15 protein-coding genes are annotated in these 20,303 nt (G+C 72.0%); 10 read left to right on the top strand and 5 right to left on the bottom strand.

The features are described from left to right. Nucleotides 1-6: 6 nt before the first annotated feature. The gene (locus ACGFIO_RS03810) at nucleotides 7-789 is read left to right on the top strand and encodes a hypothetical protein (protein ID WP_392821578.1); all 783 of its coding nucleotides are present in this window, start codon (nucleotides 7-9) and stop codon (nucleotides 787-789) included. Continuing rightward, nucleotides 786-1,931: a S8 family serine peptidase gene (locus tag ACGFIO_RS03805; protein WP_392821576.1), complete on the top strand. Its 1,146-nt coding sequence runs from the start codon at nucleotides 786-788 to the stop codon at nucleotides 1,929-1,931. The genes ACGFIO_RS03810 and ACGFIO_RS03805 overlap by 4 nt, the downstream gene beginning before the upstream one ends. A gap of 166 nt (nucleotides 1,932-2,097) precedes the next feature. On the opposite strand, the gene ACGFIO_RS03800 is transcribed toward ACGFIO_RS03805, so the two are convergent. Genes ACGFIO_RS03800 through ACGFIO_RS03790 form a run of 3 tightly spaced genes read right to left on the bottom strand, consistent with a single transcriptional unit; the run spans nucleotide 2,098 to nucleotide 5,738 of the window. Continuing rightward, entirely contained in the window at nucleotides 2,098-2,592 is a 495-nt protein-coding gene (locus tag ACGFIO_RS03800; protein WP_392821574.1) for a YcxB family protein, read from the bottom strand. Nucleotides 2,593-2,615: 23 nt separating this feature from the next. Next, entirely contained in the window at nucleotides 2,616-4,979 is a 2,364-nt protein-coding gene (locus ACGFIO_RS03795) for a glycoside hydrolase family 65 protein (protein ID WP_392821571.1), read from the bottom strand. A gap of 45 nt (nucleotides 4,980-5,024) precedes the next feature. Then, nucleotides 5,025-5,738: a (2Fe-2S)-binding protein gene (locus ACGFIO_RS03790; protein ID WP_392821569.1), complete on the bottom strand. Its 714-nt coding sequence runs from the start codon at nucleotides 5,736-5,738 to the stop codon at nucleotides 5,025-5,027. Nucleotides 5,739-5,801: 63 nt separating this feature from the next. On the opposite strand from ACGFIO_RS03790, the gene ACGFIO_RS03785 reads away from it, so the two are divergent. From ACGFIO_RS03785 to ACGFIO_RS03775, 3 genes are read left to right on the top strand one after another with little or no spacing between them, the layout of a single operon-like run. Next, a complete protein-coding gene (locus ACGFIO_RS03785; protein WP_392821566.1) occupies nucleotides 5,802-6,758 on the top strand; it encodes a methyltransferase dimerization domain-containing protein in 957 nt (318 codons plus the stop codon). Then, entirely contained in the window at nucleotides 6,755-9,562 is a 2,808-nt protein-coding gene (locus tag ACGFIO_RS03780) for a BTAD domain-containing putative transcriptional regulator (RefSeq protein ID WP_392821565.1), read from the top strand. The genes ACGFIO_RS03785 and ACGFIO_RS03780 overlap by 4 nt, the downstream gene beginning before the upstream one ends. Before the next feature lie 30 nt (nucleotides 9,563-9,592). Then, nucleotides 9,593-10,810 (top strand): hypothetical protein, encoded by a 1,218-nt coding sequence (locus tag ACGFIO_RS03775; protein WP_392821562.1) that lies wholly within the window; start codon nucleotides 9,593-9,595, stop codon nucleotides 10,808-10,810. A gap of 112 nt (nucleotides 10,811-10,922) precedes the next feature. Here the strand turns inward: ACGFIO_RS03775 and ACGFIO_RS03770 are convergent, their stop codons facing one another. Next, nucleotides 10,923-11,444 (bottom strand): sigma-70 family RNA polymerase sigma factor, encoded by a 522-nt coding sequence (locus ACGFIO_RS03770; RefSeq protein ID WP_392821559.1) that lies wholly within the window; start codon nucleotides 11,442-11,444, stop codon nucleotides 10,923-10,925. A 228-nt stretch (nucleotides 11,445-11,672) separates the two neighbouring features. On the opposite strand from ACGFIO_RS03770, the gene ACGFIO_RS03765 reads away from it, so the two are divergent. Together ACGFIO_RS03765 and ACGFIO_RS03760 are read left to right on the top strand one after the other, a co-directional pair. Next, on the top strand, nucleotides 11,673-12,203 hold the full coding sequence (locus tag ACGFIO_RS03765) for a SigE family RNA polymerase sigma factor (RefSeq protein WP_392821556.1): 531 nt from the start codon (nucleotides 11,673-11,675) through the stop codon (nucleotides 12,201-12,203). Then, nucleotides 12,175-13,365, top strand: a complete 1,191-nt coding sequence (locus tag ACGFIO_RS03760) for a hypothetical protein (RefSeq protein WP_392821553.1) — start codon at nucleotides 12,175-12,177, stop codon at nucleotides 13,363-13,365. Before ACGFIO_RS03765 ends, ACGFIO_RS03760 begins: the two co-directional genes overlap by 29 nt. Nucleotides 13,366-13,485: 120 nt before the next feature. Here the strand turns inward: ACGFIO_RS03760 and ACGFIO_RS03755 are convergent, their stop codons facing one another. Then, nucleotides 13,486-16,839: a family 16 glycoside hydrolase gene (locus ACGFIO_RS03755; protein WP_392821550.1), complete on the bottom strand. Its 3,354-nt coding sequence runs from the start codon at nucleotides 16,837-16,839 to the stop codon at nucleotides 13,486-13,488. Between the two features lie 184 nt (nucleotides 16,840-17,023). Between ACGFIO_RS03755 and ACGFIO_RS03750 the strand changes: the two genes are divergently transcribed. From ACGFIO_RS03750 to ACGFIO_RS03740, 3 genes are all read left to right on the top strand, one after another. Beyond that, nucleotides 17,024-18,538, top strand: coding sequence for a serine/threonine-protein kinase (locus tag ACGFIO_RS03750; RefSeq protein ID WP_392821547.1), 1,515 nt, complete (start codon nucleotides 17,024-17,026; stop codon nucleotides 18,536-18,538). A gap of 55 nt (nucleotides 18,539-18,593) precedes the next feature. Beyond that, nucleotides 18,594-19,316: an STAS domain-containing protein gene (locus tag ACGFIO_RS03745; protein ID WP_392821545.1), complete on the top strand. Its 723-nt coding sequence runs from the start codon at nucleotides 18,594-18,596 to the stop codon at nucleotides 19,314-19,316. 130 nt (nucleotides 19,317-19,446) lie between these two features. Beyond that, nucleotides 19,447-20,301, top strand: coding sequence for an ATP-binding cassette domain-containing protein (locus ACGFIO_RS03740; protein WP_392822577.1), 855 nt, complete (start codon nucleotides 19,447-19,449; stop codon nucleotides 20,299-20,301). Nucleotides 20,302-20,303: the final 2 nt, after the last annotated feature.

Genomic DNA, 20,303 nt, shown 5'->3' with positions numbered 1-20,303 from the left:
ACTCCGATGCCACCTGCCGACGCCAGCACCGTCAGTCAGTCGGAAGCGCAGCTGAAGAAGGCCTCCCAGCAGGTCTCCGAGCAGCATGACGCGGTGCACGACGGGCTCAACAAGCTGATCGACACGGTCAACCACACGTTGAACACGCTGACCGACTGGTCGTTCCTCGGCGGCCTGGGTGGCATGTGGGCCGCCCACAAGTACGCCGGGAAGGTGCACGACGCGCTCGAGGACATCAAGAAGAAGATCGAGGAGGTTCTGGCCAAGGTCCGCGAGATCCTGGACAAGGGCATCCCGGTGTTCTCGCTGATCAACAAGGCGTTCGACTGGCTCAACACGGTGCACGCGCCGGTCACCGCCATGTCCGACACCGCCGCCCAGTTCACGATCAACCTCAACAACTGGGACGGCCCGGCCAAGCGGGCGTACGACCAGCGCGTCCCGATCCAGGTCAAGGCCATCGACGGTCTGGCCGGCGCGGGTGGTGAGATGGCCAGCTGGCTGTCCGACCTGGCCGCGGCCAACGCCGCCTACATCGTGTCGATGTTCAAGCCGCTGTTCGACATGGCCGCGATCATCGTCGCGGCGATCGTCGACGCCGGCACGATCGCCGGCGCGCTGGAGGCCCTGGGCAAGTGCGGGGAGCTGGTCGGACAAGCCATCAGTTCGCTGTACGACGCCCTGGCCAACGGCGTCGACCACGTCACCGGCGTGATCAACAAGATGGTGGACGCCAAGAAGGTCACCGGCGAGCTGGGCGACTCCTGGCCGCAGATGGTCACGCTGTGACGTTGCCGGCGCGGGTCGCGGCCGCCCTCGTGGTTCTGGCCACCGCGACCTTCCTGCCCGCCACGCCCGCCCTGGCTGGTCCGCGCGACCAGCAGTGGTATCTCGACGCCATGGACGTGCCGCAGGCGCAGCAGGTGGCCAAGGGGGCCGGGGTCACGATCGGCCTGCTGACCAACGGCTATCCGGCCGCCCACCCCGATGTCGCCGGGGCGATGCTGCCGGTCAAGCGGTTCAAGAACGGGCTCGGCGGCGGCAGCGTCGTGGACGCGCCCACGGACTACCCGCTCCAGGACGACGTGGCTACCGCCCGGGCCGGGCTGATGGCCGCGCGCGGCGGGCCGGGCCTGCTCGGGGTGGCGCCGGCCGCGAAGGTGCAGCCGGTCATCTGCCCCGGCACCGGCGACGACACCGAGACCTGCATGCGCTGGCTGGTCGACAACGGCTCCAAGGTGATCTTCCTGAGCCAGGCGCTGTTCACCGCCCTCGACCCCGGCTTCGACGGCATGCGGTACGCCCTGGCCCACGACGTGGTCGTGGTGATGTCGCTGTCGGACGGGGCCGAGTTGCCGGCGGAGCTGCGTACCGGCGTGATCCTGGTCGGCGGCAGCAACAAGGACACCCAGCCGGCCGGCGACGGCGAGCCCGACCGCCGGGTCACCGTCCGCGCCCCCGGCGGCGACATCGTCCACAGCACGCCGGCCGACCAGATCGTCACCCTCGACCCGAGATCGGCCGGCGGTTACGGCCACCCGGTCATCCTGAACGGTGACAGCTCGGCCGCCGCGCTGGTCACCGGCGTGGTCGCGCTGGTCCGTTCGCAGGACCCGGCGATGACCGCCCCCTCGGCGATCGACCGGATCCTGAAGACCGCCACCGACCTGGGCGCTCCCGGCCGCGACAACGTCTACGGGTACGGCCAGGTCGACGCGGGCAGGGCGCTGTCCACGCCCACTCCCCCGGCCGCCGCGAACCCGCTGGGCGACCCCGGCGAGCCACACGCGACCTGGCTGACCTGGCAACTGGTCACCGTCGTGGCCGTGATCGTGCTGCTGCTGGCGGCCGCCCTGCTGACCGTCGTGATGATCCGCACCCGACGCCGGCGTCTGGGCCCTGAGCAAAGCGTGCCCAGCGGCACACCGTGATCGGCGCCCGGCGGTGACGTCTCACCGCGAGTCGGGGTCCGACCAGGCTGAGCCGGCGGGCATCGGCTGTGGGTGACCCCATTTGTGCACCTGGCCGGCGCGGATACCGCCCCGGCCTACCACCGGAGAACGGCAGGCGCTGACGCCTTGGGCGGAACCGTGGTGGTCAGGAGCCGGTGACGGAGCTGAGGCCCGGCCCGAGGGTCGCCAGGAACGCGGCGAACTCGGTCCGCTGGTCGGGGGTCATGGATTCCTTGGGGACCACGACCGCCTGAACGCGGCCCATCATCAGGTACCAGACCTCGGGCGTCTCGACGATCTGCTGGACCATCGGCCACCGGTAGCGGTTCTCGAAGAGCGGGAACGACGACGCCACGCCCTCGTCGTCGATGGTCATCCGGTAGTTGTGGCGGGACGCCGCGGGCTGCATGCCGATCGTCCGCCGGACGGTGATCGGCCTCATCGCGACCAGGAAGAAGACGCCGAGGATGAGGGCGGCGTAACCGAACGGACCGGTCGGCTCGAGCCAGATCAGTGGCGCGCCCAGCACCACGAGGACGCCGCCGAGGACCCGCACCAGCTTGAACTGGGGCGCCAGGAGGTGGGTCACCGTGCGGCGCACCCGCTCCGCGTCATACCGCACCTCGATCAAGATCCGCACCGGCGCAGCGTAGTGCACCGGTGTCAGACGCGCTGCCCCCGGACGCGGCGGGCCAGCGGCTCCCGGCCGGGCGGCTGGTGGACCGGCTCGACCGCCGCCAGGGGCGGGATCGGGCGGGTCGCCGAACCGTCGCGGGGCACCGTGACCGTCTCGCCGTGGTGCCGCAGCTCCAGTTCCTCGCCGTCCAGCAGCCGGTAGGTCACCTCGCCGGGGGTGATCTGCACCTGCAGCCGGCGGCCGCGCCAGCGCAGCCGGAACGCGATCCGGGTCAGCTGCTCGGGCAGCCGGGGGGCCAGGGCCAGGCCGGTCGACACGTGGCGCAGGCCGCCGAACCCGGCCACCACCCCGTTCCAGGCGCCGGCCAGCGCGGCCAGGTGCAGGCCGTGCTCGGTGTTGCCGGCCAGGTCGCCCAGGTCCAGCAACGCCGTCTCGCACAGGTAGTCATACGCCAACGCCAGGTGCCCGGTCTCGGCCGCGACCACCGCCTGGGTGGCCGCCGACAGCGACGAGTCGCGGACCGTGATCCGCTCGTAGTAGGCGAAGTTCCTCGCCTTCTGCTCCGGTGTGAACGCCTCGGGACACAGCTGCATGGCCAGCACCAGGTCGGCCTGCTTGACCACCTGCTTGCGGTAGATGTCGAAGTACGGGAAGTGCAGCATCAGCGGGTACCGGTCGGCCGGCGTGGCGGCGAAGTCCCACGGGGCGTGGCTGGTGAAGCCCTCGGACTGCGCGTGTACGCCGAGCTTGTCGTCGAACGGGATGACCATCTCTTCGGCGGCGTCACGCCAGGCGGCCAGCTCCTCGTGGTTGACGCCGAGGTCGCGGGCCTCGTCGGGGTGGCGGTCGCAAGCGGCGACGGCGGCGTTCAGGTTCCGCTGCGCCATCAGGTTGGTGTAGAGGTTGTTGTCGGCGACCGCGCTGTACTCGTCGGGGCCGGTGACCCCGTCGATCCGGAACTTGCCGCCGGGCCCGTGCTGGCCCAGCGACGCCCACAGCCGGGCCGTCTCGACCAGCAGTTCCAGGCCAACCTCGCGTTCGAAGGCGATGTCGCCGGTGGCGTCGATGTGCCGGATCACCGCGTCGGCGATGTCGGCGTTGATGTGGAAGGCGGCGGTGCCGGCCGGCCAGTAGCCGGAACACTCGGCGCCACGGACCGTACGCCAGGGAAAGGCCGCGCCCTCGAGGCCGAGCTGGTCGGCGCGCTCCTGGGCCTGCGGGAGGATGGTCTGGCGCCAGCGCAGCGCGTCGGCGGCCGCGTCGGGCACGGTGTGGCTGAGCATCGGCAGCACGAACGTCTCGGTGTCCCAGAACGTGTGCCCGTCGTACCCGGGCCCGGTCAGGCCCTTGGCCGCGATCGCGCGCCGTTCCGCCCGGGCGCCGCCCTGCAGCACGTGGAACAGCGCGAACCGGACGGCCTGCTGCAGCTGCGGGTCGCCTTCGATCTCGACGTCGGCGCTGGCCCAGTAGTCGGTCAGGTAGCGGCGCTGCTCGTCCAGCAGGCCCTGGAACCCGTGGTAGCGGGCGACCGTGCGGGCCGCCCGGACCTGGTCGTTGAGGGCGGGCATGGACCGCTGCGAGGACCACCCGTAGGCCAGGTGCTTGACCACGCGCAGGTGCTGGCCGGGCTGGAGGCGGCAGATGACGGTGGTCCGGCCGATGTTCTCGTGCGCCGAGGAGTGCACCTGGAAGCCGTCGGGGCCGTCGATGTCGTGCGCCATCGTGGCCGCCATCCGCAGGCCGGACTGCTGGACCCGGTGCAGCAGGGTGACGCCGGAGTCGTCGAGGTAGTGCGCCTCGGGGGTGAGCGGGTGGGCCAGCGCGGCCTCGACCCGGGGGTCGTTGCCGCCGCTGGGCAGATCCTCGTTGGCGACCAGTTCGGACTGGACCACGACGAGCACCGGCTGGTCGACCGGAGTGACGGTGAAACGGATGGCGGCGACCGACCGCTGCACCAGCGACACCAGCCGTTCGGAGCGGACCCGGACCGCCTTGCCGGCCGGCGAGACCCACTCCAGCTCGCGGGTCAGCGTGCCGCCGCGGAAGTCGAGCACGCGTTCGTGCGAGCGCAGGTCGCCGTACCGGATGTCGAGTGGCTCGTCGTCGACCATGAGCCGGAACACCTTGCCGTTGGTGACGTTGAGGATCGACTGGCCGGACTCCGGGTAGCCGTAGCCGCCCTCGGCGTAGGGCAGCGGACGGTACTCGAAGAACGAGTTCAGGTAGGTGCCGGGCAGCCCGTGCGGCTCGCCCTCGTCGAGGTTGCCGCGCAGCCCGATGTGCCCGTTGGCCAGGGCGAAGACCGACTCCGTGTGGCCCAGGCGGCCGAGGTCGAGGCCGGTTTCCCGGATCGCCCACGGCTCGATTCCGAAGTTCCGTTGTTCCAGCACCAGCTCAGACTCACCCAGCTCGGTGAATTCCACCAGGCGGGCCGGTTAATGCCTGCTCAGCACCGCCTGCCACGAGCGCGACCGGACGTCGGCCGGGGTCAGGACACAGTCGCCGCAGGTCCCGCCGCCGGGGATCCGGTAGTAGAGGCAGCAGTTGCGGCGTACCAGGAAAGCACGTTCTTTCCCGGGGTCGGGACGGACCAGGTCGGCCGCGCCCTCCAGCGGTGGCGTGGCCAGCAACTCCGCGACCAGGGCGAACGCCCGCGTGGTGTGGGCCCGGTGCTGGTCGGCGATCATGCCGGCGGCGCCGCCGAGGGCGGAGGCGACATTGCCCCAGAGCACCTGCGTCGACAGGGTGAACCGCCGGCGATAGGCCTCGAGGATCGGTGCGACCAGGTCGGTGGTCAGGGGTGCGTCGACGGCTTCGGCGTACGCGAAGGGAATCGGCCCGCCCTCCACCGGCCGCCACCACAGCCGGGCGGTGACCGGGGTGCCGGTGAGGACGGCCGCGCCCAGTGGCGGCGACAGCAGGCGGGAGGCCAGCCCGAGGAAGGTGATCGAGGCGACCTCGCGTTCGCCGATCTCGTCGCGGCCCAGCCCGGACATCCGCATCAGGGTTCGCCGGGCCACCTCGACCCGCTCGCCGAGCACCTCCGGATCGAGCAGGTCGTCGAGCGGGCGCCACGCAGCGTCACCGTCCCAGGGCTCCCAGGTGAAGTACGGCCCGAGCGTGGCGGCGGACCGGAGTGCGGCGGACATGCCCTCAGGGTACAAACGGGCCGCGGGTGAACTTGGGGTACCTCTCGTACGTTGGTAACGGGCATGACGAGCGAGATCGGCGACCCTGGGCTCGACTCGTTACTGTCCGTAGCCACGGGCTTCATGGCGGCGCGGACTCTGCTGGCCGCGGTCGAGTTGGGCGTGTTCACTCTGCTCGGCGACGGGCCGCGGACCGGCGCCCGGATCGCCGGCGAGGCCGGGCTGCACGCGCGCGCCACCGCCGACTTCCTCGACTCGCTGGTGGCGTTGCGGCTGCTCGAACGCGACGGTGACACGTACCGGAACAGCCTCGACGCCGACCTCTACCTGGATCGCGAGAAACCCACCTATGTCGGCGGGGTGCTGACCCGGATGGGTGCCCGCGACTATCCGATGTGGGCGTCGCTGACCGAGGCCTTGCGCAGCGGGGAACCGCGGGCGGCGGCACCGGAACCCGGTGCCGGACGCGACTATCAGGACGGGCTGGCCTGGGTGCTCGCGCCGGTGACCCGGGAGCTGGCCGGACGGATCGACTGGCGGCGCTTCGAGCGGGTGGTGGAGTTCGGCGGCGCGGGGCTGCTGGTGACGCGGCTGGCGCAGGCGTACCCGGGGATCAGCGGTGGGGTGGTGCGGGCCGCGCCCGAGTTCGCCGAGAACGTCGAGCGGCTGTTCCTGGCCGACCGGCTGACCGCCTACGACGAGCTGCCGCCGGCCGACGTGTACGTGCTCGGTGGCGTGCTGTCCCGGCGGGACCCGGCCGGGCGGACGGCGCTGCTGAACGAGGCGTACGCCGCGCTGCCCACCGGCGGCCTGCTGATCGTGCTCGACACGATGGCCGACGACGACCGCCGCCGCAACCCCACCGCCCTGCTCGCCTCGCTCGGCCTGCTGTTGGAGACGCCGGCCGGGCGGCAGGACACCACCACCGAATGCCGGGCGTCGCTGAGCGAGACCGGATTCCGGTCCGTGTCCGCCGAGGACCTGGGCCACGGCTGGTCGGCGGTGATCGGCGCGAAATGACAGTGACCTTCGCCCTGCTCGGGCCGCTGCGGGCCTGGCGGGACGGCACCGAGGTGGACCTGGGCGCCCGCCAGCAGCGGCTGATGCTGGCGCTGCTGCTGGCCCATCCGACCGGCCCGGTCGGCGTGCACGACTTCGTCGACCTGCTCTGGGGCGAGGACGCGCCGACCAGCGCGGTGAACAGCGTGCACCGTTACATCGGCGTGCTGCGCCGGGTCCTCGAACCGGACCTGCCGACCCGCTCGGAGGGCCGCTGGCTGGTCCGGTCCCGCTCCGGCTACCGGCTCACCGTGGCACCGGGCGGGTCCGATCTGCTGGCCTTCCGGGCGCACGCCGCGGAGGCCCGGACGGCCGCCTACCAGGGCGACCACGCGACCGCGGCACGGCTGTCGGCCGACGCGTTGCGGCTGGTGCACGGCCCGTGCGCGGCCGGCGAGCTGAGCGGCGGGCGGCGGCCGCCGGCCTTCGCCGCGATCGATCACGAGGTGGCCGCCACGGCCCGGGCCGCCGCCGAGGCCGCGCTGCGGGCCGGGCAGGCCGGGGCGATGCTCACCGCGCTGCGGCCGATCGCCGACCTCAACCCGCTCGACGAGTCGCTGCAGGCGCAGCTGATGCTGGTGCTGGCTGCCGACGGCAAGCAGAGCGAGGCGTTCGCGCTCTACGAGCGGAAGCGCGCGGTCCTCGCCGGTGAGCTGGGCGTCGACCCGGGATCGGAGCTACAGGCGGCGTACCTCTCGGTGTTGCGCCCGCAGACCGGCGAGCCCGCCGCGGCCGGCACCGTGCGGCCGGCGCAGCTGCCGCCGGACCTGAGCATCTTCACCGGGCGGGCCGACGAGCTGGCCGCCGCCCGCGAGGTGCTGACCGCCGACGGCGGGGCGCCGGTGCTGGCGGTCGACGGGATGCCCGGGGTCGGCAAGACGACGTTCGCCATCCACCTCGCCCACCTGCTCGCCCCCGGCTTCCCGGACGGGCAGCTGCACATCGACCTGAACGGCTTCGATGTGGCCGGCACCCCGATCGGCACCGGCGAGGCGATCCGCGGATTCCTCAATGCCCTGGGGGTACGCGACAACGCTGTCCCGGCCGGCATCGCCGCGCAGACCGGCATGTTCCGCAGCCTGCTGGCCGGGCGGCGGGTGCTGATCGTGCTCGACAACGCCTACGACGTGGACCAGGTGCGGCCGCTGCTGCCGGGCACGGCCGGCTGCGCGGTCATCGTGACCAGCCGGCGGCGGATGACCGCGCTGGCCGCGACCGGCGGCGCCCGGCTGCTCACGCTGACCGTGCCGACCGCGGCCGAGGCGGGCGAGTTCCTGGCCCGGCGGCTCGGGCCGGAGCGGGCGGCCGAGGACCGGGCCGCGGCCGACGAGATCGTGGCCGCCTGCGCCCGGCTGCCGCTGGCCCTGGCCGTGGTGGCCGCCCGGGCCGCCGCCGAGCCGCACTTCCCGCTGCCGGCGATCGCCGAGGAACTGCGTGAGGCCGACACCGACCTGGGGGTGTTCACCGACGGCGGGGTGGACGTGCGGGCGGCGTTCTCCTGGTCGTACCGGGTGCTGCCGGAGCCCGCGGCGGCCCTCTTCCGGCTGCTGGCGACCCACGTCGGCCCGGACATCTCGCTGTCCGCGGCGGCCGGCCTGGCCGGGTTGCCGCGGCGCGAGGCCCGGGGGCTGCTCGCCGACCTGACCCAGGCGCATCTGGTCGTCGAGCACCAGTCGCGCCGCTACCGGTTCCACGACCTGGTCCGGGCGTACGCGACCGAGAAGCTGACCGAGGACGGCAGCACCGACCGGCAGGCCGCCTCGACCCGCCTGCTCGCCCACTACCGGCACTCGGCGTACGCCATGCATCTGCTCCTCGGCCCGTACTGGGACCCGATCTCGCCCGGCGCACCCCCGCCCGGCGTGGTCCCCGAGGTGGCGTCGGACCGGAGCTCGGCGCTGGCCTGGTTCGCCGCCGAGCACGCGGTGCTGAGCGCCGCGGTGCAACGGGCCACCGACGAGGACGCGCACACCTCGGCCTGGCAGCTGGCGCTGACCCTGGAGCCGTTCTACCGCAGCCGCGGGCTGTGGCACGACTGGGCCGGCACCATGCGGACCGCGCTGCGCGCCGCACAGTCCTCCCCGGACCTGACCGGGCAGGGCTTCGCCCACCGCAGCCTGGCCGCGGCCTACCACCACCTCGGTCACCTCGACCGGGCCCGGGTCCACCTGGAGAACGCGCGGCGCATGTTCACCCTGCTCGGCCGGGACGCCGAGGTGGCCTCGGTGCACTGCGGGATGGCCTCGATCCTGCGTGACACCGGCGACTACGAGCAGTCCGTGACCGAGGAGCGGCGGGCGCTGCGGATGCACGTACGCGCCGGTCACCGCCGGGGCCAGGCCGACGCTCTGCACGGCCTGGCCACCTGCGCCGGGCGGATGGGCCGGCGGGAGGCGGCGATCCGGCTGTTCGGCGACTCGCTGGCCATCGGCCGGGACAGCGGCGACCTGGTCATCCAGGCCGACTGCTGGCGCGGCCTGGGCGATCTCTACCGCCGGGCCGGCGAGAACGGCCGGGCCGCGGGCTGCCTGAGCCGGGCCACCGACCTCTACCGTGCGGCCAGCAACCAGGCCGGTGCGGCGGCGGCGCTGCTGTCGCTCGGCCACGCCCGGCTCGACGAGGGCCGGGCCGTCGAGGCCCGCGACGCGTGGACCGAGAGCCTGCGCATCCACGAGGAAACCCGCTCGGCCACCGCGGCCGAGCTTCGCGAGCGGCTGCGCCGGCTTCCACCGGTACTCCACGAATTCGGCACTCGGGATGGCTAGCGTGGGGCGCCGTACCGCGAGGGAGTTGCCGTGACACCACCTGAACGTCCTCTGGGCATGATGGAACAGGCCCTGAGAGCGCTCGCTCGGCGGCCGCAGCCGCTGCACTTCGCCATGGTGGCCGTCGTGTCCGGCGGACCGGACGAGGCCGGCTGGCGCGACGGGCTGGCCCGGGTGCAGCGACGCCACCCGCTGTTGCGGGCCGCGGTGGTGCCCGGTGCCGACGGCCCCGAGTTCCGCGACCTGCCCGGCGTGCCGGTCCCGCTGGCCGTGTCGCCGGCCGGCGACTGGCTGCCGGAGCTGGTGGCCGAGGTGAGCACCCCGTTCCCGCCGGACCCCGCTCCGCTGCTGCGCGTCCGGCTGTTGCCCGGCCGGCGCCGCAGCACGCTGATCCTGACCGGGCACACCGCCACCGACGCGCTCTCGGTCGCCGTCGTGTTGCGCGACCTGTTGCGCGCGGCGGCCGGCCGGGAGCTGCCGGGCGAGACGAAGGCGCTGCCGATGGAGCACTACCTGATGAACGGCGGCCCGGTTCCGGCGCGGCCCGAGCCGCAGCCGGCGCCCGCCCCGGCCGCGATGCGGCCCGACTCCCCCGCGATCCCGCCGTACGTCGACCGGCTGGCCTTCGGCCGGGAGCTCACCGAGCTGGTCTGCGACCGCGCCCACCAGGAGGGCGTCACCGTGCACACCGTGCTGGCGGCCGCCCTGTCCGCCGTGATGCACCGGCTGCGGCCCGGCCCGGACGATCGGGAGCTGCGCTTCGGCAGCCAGGTGCACCTGCGCCGGACGCTGCCGGAGATCGGGGACAGCGTCGGCTTCTACTCGATCCCGGTGGTCGGTCCGAGCCCGCGGCGCGACGACGGGCTGTGGGCGTCGGCCCGGCGGTTCAAGGACGACCTGGACATCTTCCGGCAGCCCACTCGGATGGCCGAGGCGCTGGCCCGGCTGGGCGAGATCGGCCGGGCGCTGCCGGACCGCGACGATCCGGCGGGCTGGGTGCGGGCGATCGCGCAGACCCTGGCGTACGACATCGTGCTGACCAATCTCGGCGCGCTCCCGATCCCGCTGCGCTACGGGCCGTTGCGGCTGGATGAGATGTGGGGGCCGGCCGGGCTCGTCGGGTTCGCGAACGAGCACGTGGTCGGGGTGAACACCGTCGACGGAAACCTGACCATGCTCTACACCAGCCGGGAGCCGCTGCCCGGCCTGCTCACCGCCACCCGTTCGTTGATCGCGGCGGAGATGTGAGACGTGAACACAGTGGTAGCCCTGAGCGGTATCCGGGGCGCGGATACCGCTCAGGGCGACCACTGTGAAGGTGCCCGCCACCCAGCCCCCCGGTGAGTGACGGGCACCTGCCTCAGGCGCCCAGCGCCACCCGCAGCGAGCGCAGGGCGTAGTGGGCGCGGGACTTGACCGTGCCAACCGGGATGCCCAGCCGCTCGGCCACCTCGTCCAGGCCGGCGCCGTGGACGTAGATCTCGGTCAGTACGGTCCGGTGGGTGGGCGTGAGCGCCTGGAACGCCAGCCGGATCGCCTCGGCCGCGTCGGCCGTGCCGATCGAGTCGACGCTGTCCGGCACCCAGGTCAGGTCGGTCAGGCCGATCTCGACCGGGCGGGTCTGCCGGCGCCGGACCGTGTCGATGGCGATCCGCCGGGCGACGGTGAACAGCCACCGCCGCGAGTCGTCGTGCTCGGTCGGCAGCGAGTCGAGATGCCGCCACGCCCGCAGCATGGTCTCCTGCAGCATGTCCTCCGCGGTCTGCCGCTCGCCCCGGGTCAGCCGCAGCAGGAACCGGAGCAGGGCCGGCGCGTGCTCGTCGTGCAGGGCGGTCATCCGCGCTTCCGCGGCGAGCCTGTCGTCACACGCTGTGATGGTCATCCGTAACCTCAGGTCGAGCCGGCCTCGGGCGGACCAGCGTCACTCGAAGTCAACGGGCTTGCTGTGGCGATCGAGTGGAGGAACAGTGGGCTCGGCCCGGTGGCCACGCTCCCATCGCCGGGAGTGACCAACAGTTACCGTGCGGGTCACCGGAAATCTGTTTCGCCGTGGATGCAACCCGGGAAGCGCCACGCCTCCTCTAGCTCTCGACGAGAGGAGATCGGCCGAGTGGATGCCGAATCGATAGAGGGCTTCCGGGAGTTCGCCCGGGCCCGGTTCCAGCCGCTCCGGGCGCTCGCCTATGTGACCTGCGGCGACTGGCAGGCCGCGGAGGACGCCGTGTCCGGTGTGCTGTCGCGGCTGTATCTGAGATGGGACAAGGTGGCCTCGCCGGAGGCGTACGCGCGGACGGCGGTGATCCGGGCGGCGATCGGCGAGAAGCGCCGGCCCTGGCACCGGGAACACGCGGTCGGCGAGGCGTTCCCGGACGTGCCGGTCCCGGACCGATCCGGCGACGTCGACGAGAAGCTACGCATGCGCGCCGCCCTGCGGCAGGTGCCGCCGCGCCAGCGTGCCGCCCTGGTGCTGCGCTATCTGGAGGGGCTGAGCATCGAGGAGACGGCCGAGGTTCTCAAGTGCTCGCCCGGCACCGTCAAGAGCCAGACCAGCCGTGGTCTGGGCACCCTGCGCGCCGTCCTGGCCGCCGAGATCACCGAGAAGGGAGTTGACCATGTCGTATCGCATCGAGGACGTGCTTGAGTCGGTGCAGGAGGGTGCGCCCGCGCCGCGGACCAGCACCGCCGACATCATCGCCGGCGCGCGCCGGATCCAGACCCGCCGCCGCTGGGCCGCCGTCGCCGGTGCGGGGGGCGCGGCGCTGGTGACGGTCACGGTGGTCGCCGGTCTGATGGGTACGATGCCCCAGGCGTCCGCCCCGGCCCCGCCGGCTGCGGTCAAGCCCTCGAAGGCACCGCCCCGGGCGGCCGTGCCGCAGAAGTTCACCCAGCCCAAGGGTCTCGAGTCCACCGTCGCCGAGTCGCGGACGGGCCCGTTCCAGATCGGCCCGGCGCAGACCGTGTCCTACGGTCACCAGGAGATCCCGGTCTACCGCGACGGCAAGACGATCGACATGGACGGCGTGCCCTACCCGGTGGCCGACGGCCTGATCACGGTCTACCGGCCCGGCATCTACAACCTCGAGGCGTTCGGTGTCTCCGAGATCGCCAGCGAGAAGTACGGCCCGGCCCGGGACCTGACCGTGGCCGGGCGGCCCGGCGTCGAGCGGGAGTACTCGTACAGCCTGCCGAACATCGCCGACATGCGGGCCAAGCTCAAGGCCAACCCCGAGCTGAACCCGAGCGATTCGAGCATCAAGCAGGAGCACTTCACCCGTACGGCACTGGCCTGGAAGTACGACGGCACGGCCTGGGCCACCTTCCTTCCCTCGTCCGGGCGTGAGCCGCTGAGCCGGGCCGACTCGCTGGCCATCGCCGAGGCGCTGCGCCCCCAGGCGGCCGGCCCGGTCCGGGCGCCGTACACGTTCGGCTGGATGCGCTCCGGCGTGAAGGCCATCGCCGCGATGCAGAACCCGGCCGACCTGGACGAGCTCGTCTCCAAGGTCATCATCGACAAGAACGGGCCGACCGGCCGGGAACTCGTCTACCCGGCCCAGTTCTACCCGGCCGGCGCCGAGATCTCGGTCTGGCACGGCCGGCCGAAGCCCAGCAACGCCCCGGCCAAGGGCCAGACGGTGAAGTGCGTCGACGTCAACGGCTACTGCGCGATGGTCATCAACGACGAGTACCACCTGGAGTTCCAGAAGATCGGCAAGGGGCTGACCATGGAGGACGCCCGGCACATCATGCGTGAGCTGAAGTTCACCGATCTCGCCGACCAGAAGACCTGGAAGCCGGTCGGGTAGCAGCGCGACCCGACCGGCGTCCCGGCCCACGCCGACCAGGGTCGTCGAGCTGGACTCGGCTCATTCGCCGTTCCTGTCCCAGCTCGGCCGCCTGGCCGACGGCATCCGGACGTTGGTTGGTTAGACCGGCTCGATCCAGATGTTGCGGTAGCGGACGTTGGCGCCGGCGTCGCCATGGTCCTGCAGGCGGATCGGACCGGACGCGGCGCTCTCGGCCGCGCCGGCGCCGGTCGGGCCGTCGATGGTGACGTTGTTCTGCACCGTCACCCCGTTCCAGACGACCGTGACCCGGGCGTCCTCGGTCTTGGTGCTGCCGTTCCAGCGGGCCGCCCGGAACGTGATGTCGTACGTCTGCCACGTCTCCGGTGCCGTGGCGGCGTTCGACGTCGGTGTCCGTTTCTGGTAGATCGCGGCGGCGTCGTCGTTGGCCAGGGTCGCCTTGCCGAACGAGTCGAGCACCTGAACCTCGTAGCGGTCCTGCAGGTAGAGGCCGCTGTTGGCCCGCTGCTGGCCGGTGACGTCGCTCGGCAGGTTCGGCAGCCAGAACTCGGCGTGCAGCTTGAAGTCGCCGTACGTCTGCTTGGTCCGCAGGTCACCACCCAGCACCTCGGCCGAACCGCCGGAGACCGGCCAGGTCGGTGCGCTGCCGTCGCTGTTCTGGAAGGCGTTCAGGTTGGCGCCGTCGAACAGCGTCACCCGGCCGGCCGGGTTGTGGGTCCAGCGCTGCTGGGCGACGTCGCCCGGGGTCCAGATCTGCACCTGGGTGCCGTCCGCGCTCGACCCGCCGGCCGCGTCCAGCACCTTGCCCGACGCCGGGTTGAGCAACGCGCCGTTGGCCTGCTCCTGCCACGCCTGGGCGGCGCTGCCGTTGCAGGTGTAGAGCTGCACCTTGGTGCCGTCGGCGGTGCCCGCGTTGTCGATGTCCAGGCACTTGCCCAGCGCCCGCAGCGTGTCACCGTCCCGGGTCCAGCTCTGGGCGCTGGTGCCGATGCAGGAGTAGAGCTGCACCTTGGTCTTGTCGGCGTTCTTGGCGCCGTCGACGTCCAGGCACTTGCCGCCGATGCCGGTGATGGTCCCGGTGTGCGGCGTGGAGGCGACCGACGGGTTGCCGACGGTCAGGCTGTCGAGGTTGACGTTGCCGATGTCTCCACTGTCCATCTTGTAGGCGATGGTGTTGCCGCCGGCCTTCAGGGTCACCGTGTCGGCCTTGGTCGCCCAGGTGTCCCAGTTGCCGGTGTCGGGCAGGCTGACCTGCCTTATCCTGGTGCCGTTGACGTACAGGCTGAGGGTCTTGGCCCCGGCCGACGGGTTCGGGCCGTTGCTGAACCGCAGCGACAGCGGGTACGAACCGGCCGTCGGCACGTTGGCGGTGAAGGTGGTCGCCGCGCCGGCCGCGTTGTAGCCGGCGACGAAGCCCGACCCGGTGTAGCCGCTGTGGTCGGAGGCGACGCCCGCGTTGCCGCTCAGGCCCGCGTTCTCGGCCTCGACCTGTCCGGTCTTGAACGTGCTGCCGTTGCTCAGGCTGTTCAGCGTGTACCAGGCCTCGGTGCTCCACAGCGACGCGCCCGAGGACGAGGTGAACGGGCGCGGTGAGCGCACGTGCACGACCCGGCCCGGCTTGAGACCGTTGAGCTTGAGCGTCACCTTGAGCTTGTCGGACGACAGCGTCGCCGAGGCCACCGAGAGCGTCTCCTCGTCGACCTTGGGGCCGCCGTAGGCCGGTGTGGGCACGTAGCGCCACTGCTCGGCCCGGTACCGCGAGGCCAGCTGGGCGGCGGTCGCGTCGGAGACCGGCTGGGTGTACTCGATCTCGAACCCGTCGGCGATCGCCCGCATGGCCTTCATCTCGAACGCCGTGGTGCCGTTAGCGGTCAGCTTCTGCAGGCCGTAGGTGAGCTTGCCCTCCTGGCCCCAGTTGCCGCCGGCGCCGAGCCCGCCCACGTAGAACGCGCCGTCCGGGCCCTGGCTGAGCCGCAGCACACCCATCTCCAGGCCCTGGGTCATGCGGAAGACCGCGCCCTGGTACTCGCCGTTGACCTTCTCCAGGAAGGCCCGCTGGATGCCGCCGTAGGTGACGTCACCGAAGAGCATCTGCCCGGCGAACGGGCCGGAGTTGAGCAGCAGCGGGGTGCTCGGCGAGTTGGCGATCTCGTTCTGCGGCAGCCAGAGGACGGGCTGGGTGACCGGCTGGTTGTCGAACGGGCCGTCCGGGTTGGTGTAGTGGCCGAAGAACCGGTCCTGCTTGATCCGCACGAGCCTGGACGCGGGGAGCCAGCCGCCCTGGTTGTCGGTGACGAAGATGTCGCCCTCGGGACCCCAGGCGATGCCGTCCGGGGTGCGGTGGCCGCCGGCGAGGTACTGCACGGCGCCGGTGGACCGGTTGATCTTCAGCGTGGTGCCGCGGTTGGGCGAGCCCTGCGGCACGGTGGTCGCGCCGCCCAGGTCGATCGACACCGACAGGTTCAGGTAGAAGTAGCCGTCCTGGTAGAGCAGGCCGAAGGCGAACTCGTGGAAGTTGCCGTCGAAGGGCCAGGTGGCGATCCGCTTGTACTGGTCGATGGTGCCGTCGCCGTTGGTGTCGTTGAGCTCGGTCAGCTCGTGCTTCTGGGAGACGTAGATCTTCCCGTCGACGATCTTCAGGCCCATCGGCTCACGCAGGCCGGAGGCGATCTTGGTGTACGTGACCTGGCTCGGCGACGTGTTGCCGGTGACGTTGCTGAGGATGTAGACCTCACCGACGCTGGTGTCGCTGCCGCCCCAGGTGGCGATGGCCAGCCGGCCGTCGGGGAACCAGTCCATGGCACTGACCTGCGGCTGGAAGCCGGACGGGCGCAGGTTGGTCAGCGTGTAGCCAGGGTGCACCGAGGTGAGCGGCAGGCCGTCGCCGGGACTGTCGGCGGCGCCTTCGCACTGCTTGGTGCCGGGCGCGGTGACCCGCACGACGCCGGAGTCGGTGCTCAGCGAGGTGTTCGGGATGACGGTGTACGCGCTCGCGCCCGGCGGCTTCCATTCGAGGGTGAGCTGCTGGCCGCCGTCGCGCTCGAAGAAGTCGATGCGCAGCCCGTGGTAGCCGGTGGTCAGGTTGGCGGCACCCTCGACGGCGGTGGCGCCGTGCAGCCCGTCGTTGTTGATGACCAGGTTGTCGTCGATCCGCAGGCGCGAACCGTCGTCGCTGGTCAGCCGGAACTGGTAGGTACCGGCCGAGGTGATGTTGATGTTGCCGATGACCTCCGACTGGAAGTGGTCCTCGATGCCGAAGTCCCCGGACGTCGTCCAGTTGATCGTCGACATCTTCTTGTCGACGTTGGGTGTCTGGCCGGGTTTCAGGGTGCAGATCGAGTCCCGTGCCGCCTGCAGGTCGTAGGTGCGCAGCGTGACGCCGGGCTCCTGGGGCGGTACGTCGGCGTGGGCCGGAAGGGCTGGTAGGAGGGCGGCGACGACCGCCGCGGTGGACAGCAGCACGAGCCTTCTCATGAGGCACTCCAGACTTATCGAAGCCTGTCGATATGCCTCGATACGCTAGGCCGCTTCGTAAATAAAGTAAACAACTTCGACGCTTTCCGTGTGAACTTTTGCATCTCGCGTACGAAAGCCCCCTGCCGGATCACACTCACATCTGAACGCGTGATCTCGGGGCCAGCCGGGTATATCGGGGTTCATGACTACCCGGCCTGCGACGATTCAGGACCGGTACCGGCTCGGCCGGGCGCTCGGCGCCGGCGGCATGGGCCGGGTCTGGCTGGCCACCGACGAAAAACTCGACCGGGACGTCGCGATCAAGGAGATCCTCCTGCCCGACGAACTGGTCGAGGCCGACCGCGAGGCGCTGCGCAAGCACATGCTGCGCGAGGCCCGGGCCAGCGCACGGCTGGCCCACCCCAACGTGGTCCGCGTCTACGACGCGTTCGAGGCCGGCGGACGAGCCTGGATCGTCATGGAGTACGTACCGTCCCGCTCCCTGCAGCAGGTGCTGGACGCCGACGGCGCGCTGCCACCGGAGCAGGCCGCCCAGGTCGGGCTGGCCGTGCTCGCCGCCCTGACCTCGGCCCACGCCAACGGCGTCCGGCACCGCGACGTCAAACCGGCGAACGTGCTGCTGGCCGACGACGGCCGGGTCGTGCTGACCGACTTCGGCGTGGCCGCGGTCGACGGCGAGAGCATCGCCACCAGCTCGGGCCTGGTGGTCGGATCGCCGCAGTACATGGCCCCGGAACGGATCCGCGACGGCGACGGGAACGCGCCGGGTGACCTGTGGTCGCTCGGGGCCACGCTGTACACCGCGGTCGAAGGCCAGCCACCGTACCGCCGCGCCTCGGTGATGGAGACCGTCACCGCGATCGCCGCCGAGGAACCGCCACCACCCACCCGGGCCGGGCCGCTCCTGCCCGTGCTGGACGGCCTGCTGGTCAAGGACCCGGCCCAACGCATCGACGCCGCCGAGGCGGAGCGCCTGCTGCGGGCCGCGATCGCCCCGCCCGCCCACGCCCGGCGGCGGCTCGGACCGGTCGTCGCCGCCGCCGTCGTCCTGCTCCTGCTGGCCGGCGTGGTCGTCTGGATCACCACCCGGGACGACGGCTCGGCGCCGCCCGCCGCCGCGCCGTCGGGCACCGCGCCATCGGCGGCCGCTCCGCCGGCGGCACCGTCGGGCGCCGCGCCATCGCCCTCGGCGCCGTCCGCGCCGCCCGGCGGCCCGGCGCAGTCACCCACGGCCACGGCCACGACGAAGACCGCGGCCGGTCCGCCCAAGGGCTGGCACAAGTACACCGACCCGACCGGCTTCTCGCTGTACGTCCCCGACGGCTGGACGCGGTCCAAAGAGAAGTCGATGGTCTACTTCCGGTCGAAGGGCCACGTGCTCGGCATCGACCAGACCGACACACCCGCGCCCGACCCGGTCGCCGACTGGCAGGGCAAGGCCGAGTACCGGCGCAACCGCGGCGACTTCCCCGGCTACCGCCAGATCCACATCCGGTCGGCCGACTACTTCGTCAAGGCCGCCGACTGGGAGTTCACGTTCAGCCGCTCGGGCGTCCGCCAGCACGTCAACAACCGTGGGTTCATCACGTCCAAGCACCAGGCGTACGGCATCTGGTGGCAGACGACGGACAGCGACTGGACCGGCGCGCGCGACGACCTGGACGTGATCTTCAAGAGCTTCCGTCCGGCCGACTGACCCCGGTTGGGTGACCGGCTGGTAACAGGTGGTGGTACAGGGAGAAGATGCGTGGATGCCGGTACGCTGCGAAACCCGTCAGCTGGGCCCCCGGGTGCTCGTCCGGGTCAGCGGCGACCTGTCCGCCGAAACCGCTCCCCACGTCCGGATGGCGCTGCTCAAGAGCCTGGTCGAACAGCCCGACGCGGTCGTGGTGGAACTGACCGGGCTCAGCGTGCGCGAGCCGGCCGCGCTTGCGGTGTTCTCGGCCGTCGTCCGGCAGGCCGCGGTCTGGCCGGGCACCCCGCTGCTGATCGCCGCGCCCGACCCGGACCAGGCAGCCCAGCTGGCCGGCGGGCGCTACGGGCGGCTGGCCGTCTTCGCCTCCGCCGCGCAGGCCCTGATCGCCAAGCCGGACAACCGGATCCCGATGCTCAGCGAGGCGCTGCTGCCGGTGACCGGCGCCGCCGCCCGCGCACGCGCCCTGGCCCGCGAGGCGTGTCACCGCTGGATCGTGCCGCAGCTGACCGACGCGGCCATCCTGGTCACCGGTGAGCTGGTGACCAACGCCATGGAGCACGCGAACACGATGATCGGGCTGCGCCTGTCGATGGGCCACCGCTACCTGATGATCGCGGTCCGGGACGGCTCGACCGAACGGCCCCGGCTCGACTCCGGCCCGGCCGGGAAGATCGCCACCGGCCGAGGTCTGCGGCTGGTCGAGGAACTGTCGCACCGCTGGGGCTGCCTGCTGGCACCGGACGGCAAGGTGGTCTGGGCCAGCCTGGCCGCCGACTGACCGCTCGCTCCGCGCCGACTGTCGACGCCGCCGCCGGGAGAACGCACCCGTCCACCACTTGACGGGTGCGATCATCGCCGTAGGATTCCGGCTCGACAGTTCGGGAGGACGCGTGCAGGGCCCGGAGGCCATGATCGTCTGCGAGAGCCTGGTGCGGATCTACCAGACCGGCTCGATCGAGGTCCAGGCGCTGCAGGGACTCGACCTCGCGGTCGACCGGGGCGAGATGATCGCCGTCGTCGGCGCGTCCGGGTCGGGCAAGTCGACGCTGCTCAGCATCCTGGCCGGGATCGACGCGCCGACCGCGGGCAAAGCCACCGTCGGCCCGTGGGACCTGCTCGCCATGACCCGCGCCGACCGGGTGCGCTACCGGCGGCACACTGTCGGATTCGTCCGGCAGCAGACCGCGAGCAACCTGGTCCCCTACCTGACCGCCGCCCAGATGGTCGACCTGCCGATGGCCGCCGCCCGCACCCCCGCGCCGGCCCGCCGGCAACGGACCGGCGAGTTACTCGAGACGCTGGGCGTCGGCCCGTGCGCCGACCGGCGGCCGGACCAGCTCTCCGGCGGCCAGCAGATGCGGGTGGCGATCGCCGTCGCGCTGGCCAACCAGCCGCAGGTGCTGCTGGCCGACGAACCGACCGGCGAGCTCGACACCGCCACCTCGGCCGAGGTCTTCGAGGCGTTGCGTACGGTCAACCGCGAGTACGGCGTCACGATCGTCATCGTCACCCACGACCCCGAGGTCAGTGACCGGGTCGAGCGGACCGTGGCCATCCGCGACGGCCGGACCAGCTCCGAGGTGCTGCGCCGGACCGGCACCCGGGACGACGGCGAGGAACACGTGATCGCCGAGGAGTACGCGGTGATGGACCGGGCCGGCCGGGTGCAGATCCCGCGCGACTACCGCGAGGCGCTCGAGTTGACCCGCCGGGTACGCCTGGTGCTGGAGGCCGACCGGGTCGAGATCCGGGGCGACGCGTGAGC

Origin of the sequence: Actinoplanes sp. NPDC049265 (genome assembly GCF_043197135.1) — a bacterium.
In the GTDB taxonomy this organism is placed as follows: Bacteria; Actinomycetota; Actinomycetes; order Mycobacteriales; family Micromonosporaceae; genus Actinoplanes.
This window is presented reverse-complemented; position numbering and strand designations above follow the sequence as displayed.

Excerpts from the sequence above, each read along its gene's own strand:
- ACGFIO_RS03740 (WP_392822577.1), top strand. The coding sequence starts at position 19,447 with ATGATCGTCTGCGAGAGCCTGGTGCGGATCTACCAGACCGGCTCGATC.
- ACGFIO_RS03785 (WP_392821566.1), top strand. The coding sequence starts at position 5,802 with ATGACGAGCGAGATCGGCGACCCTGGGCTCGACTCGTTACTGTCCGTA.
- ACGFIO_RS03770 (WP_392821559.1), bottom strand. The coding sequence starts at position 11,444 with ATGACCATCACAGCGTGTGACGACAGGCTCGCCGCGGAAGCGCGGATG.
- ACGFIO_RS03760 (WP_392821553.1), top strand. The coding sequence starts at position 12,175 with ATGTCGTATCGCATCGAGGACGTGCTTGAGTCGGTGCAGGAGGGTGCG.
- ACGFIO_RS03745 (WP_392821545.1), top strand. The coding sequence starts at position 18,594 with ATGCCGGTACGCTGCGAAACCCGTCAGCTGGGCCCCCGGGTGCTCGTC.
- ACGFIO_RS03750 (WP_392821547.1), top strand. The coding sequence starts at position 17,024 with ATGACTACCCGGCCTGCGACGATTCAGGACCGGTACCGGCTCGGCCGG.
- ACGFIO_RS03755 (WP_392821550.1), bottom strand. The coding sequence starts at position 16,839 with ATGAGAAGGCTCGTGCTGCTGTCCACCGCGGCGGTCGTCGCCGCCCTC.
- ACGFIO_RS03810 (WP_392821578.1), top strand. The coding sequence starts at position 7 with ATGCCACCTGCCGACGCCAGCACCGTCAGTCAGTCGGAAGCGCAGCTG.
- ACGFIO_RS03780 (WP_392821565.1), top strand. The coding sequence starts at position 6,755 with ATGACAGTGACCTTCGCCCTGCTCGGGCCGCTGCGGGCCTGGCGGGAC.
- ACGFIO_RS03790 (WP_392821569.1), bottom strand. The coding sequence starts at position 5,738 with ATGTCCGCCGCACTCCGGTCCGCCGCCACGCTCGGGCCGTACTTCACC.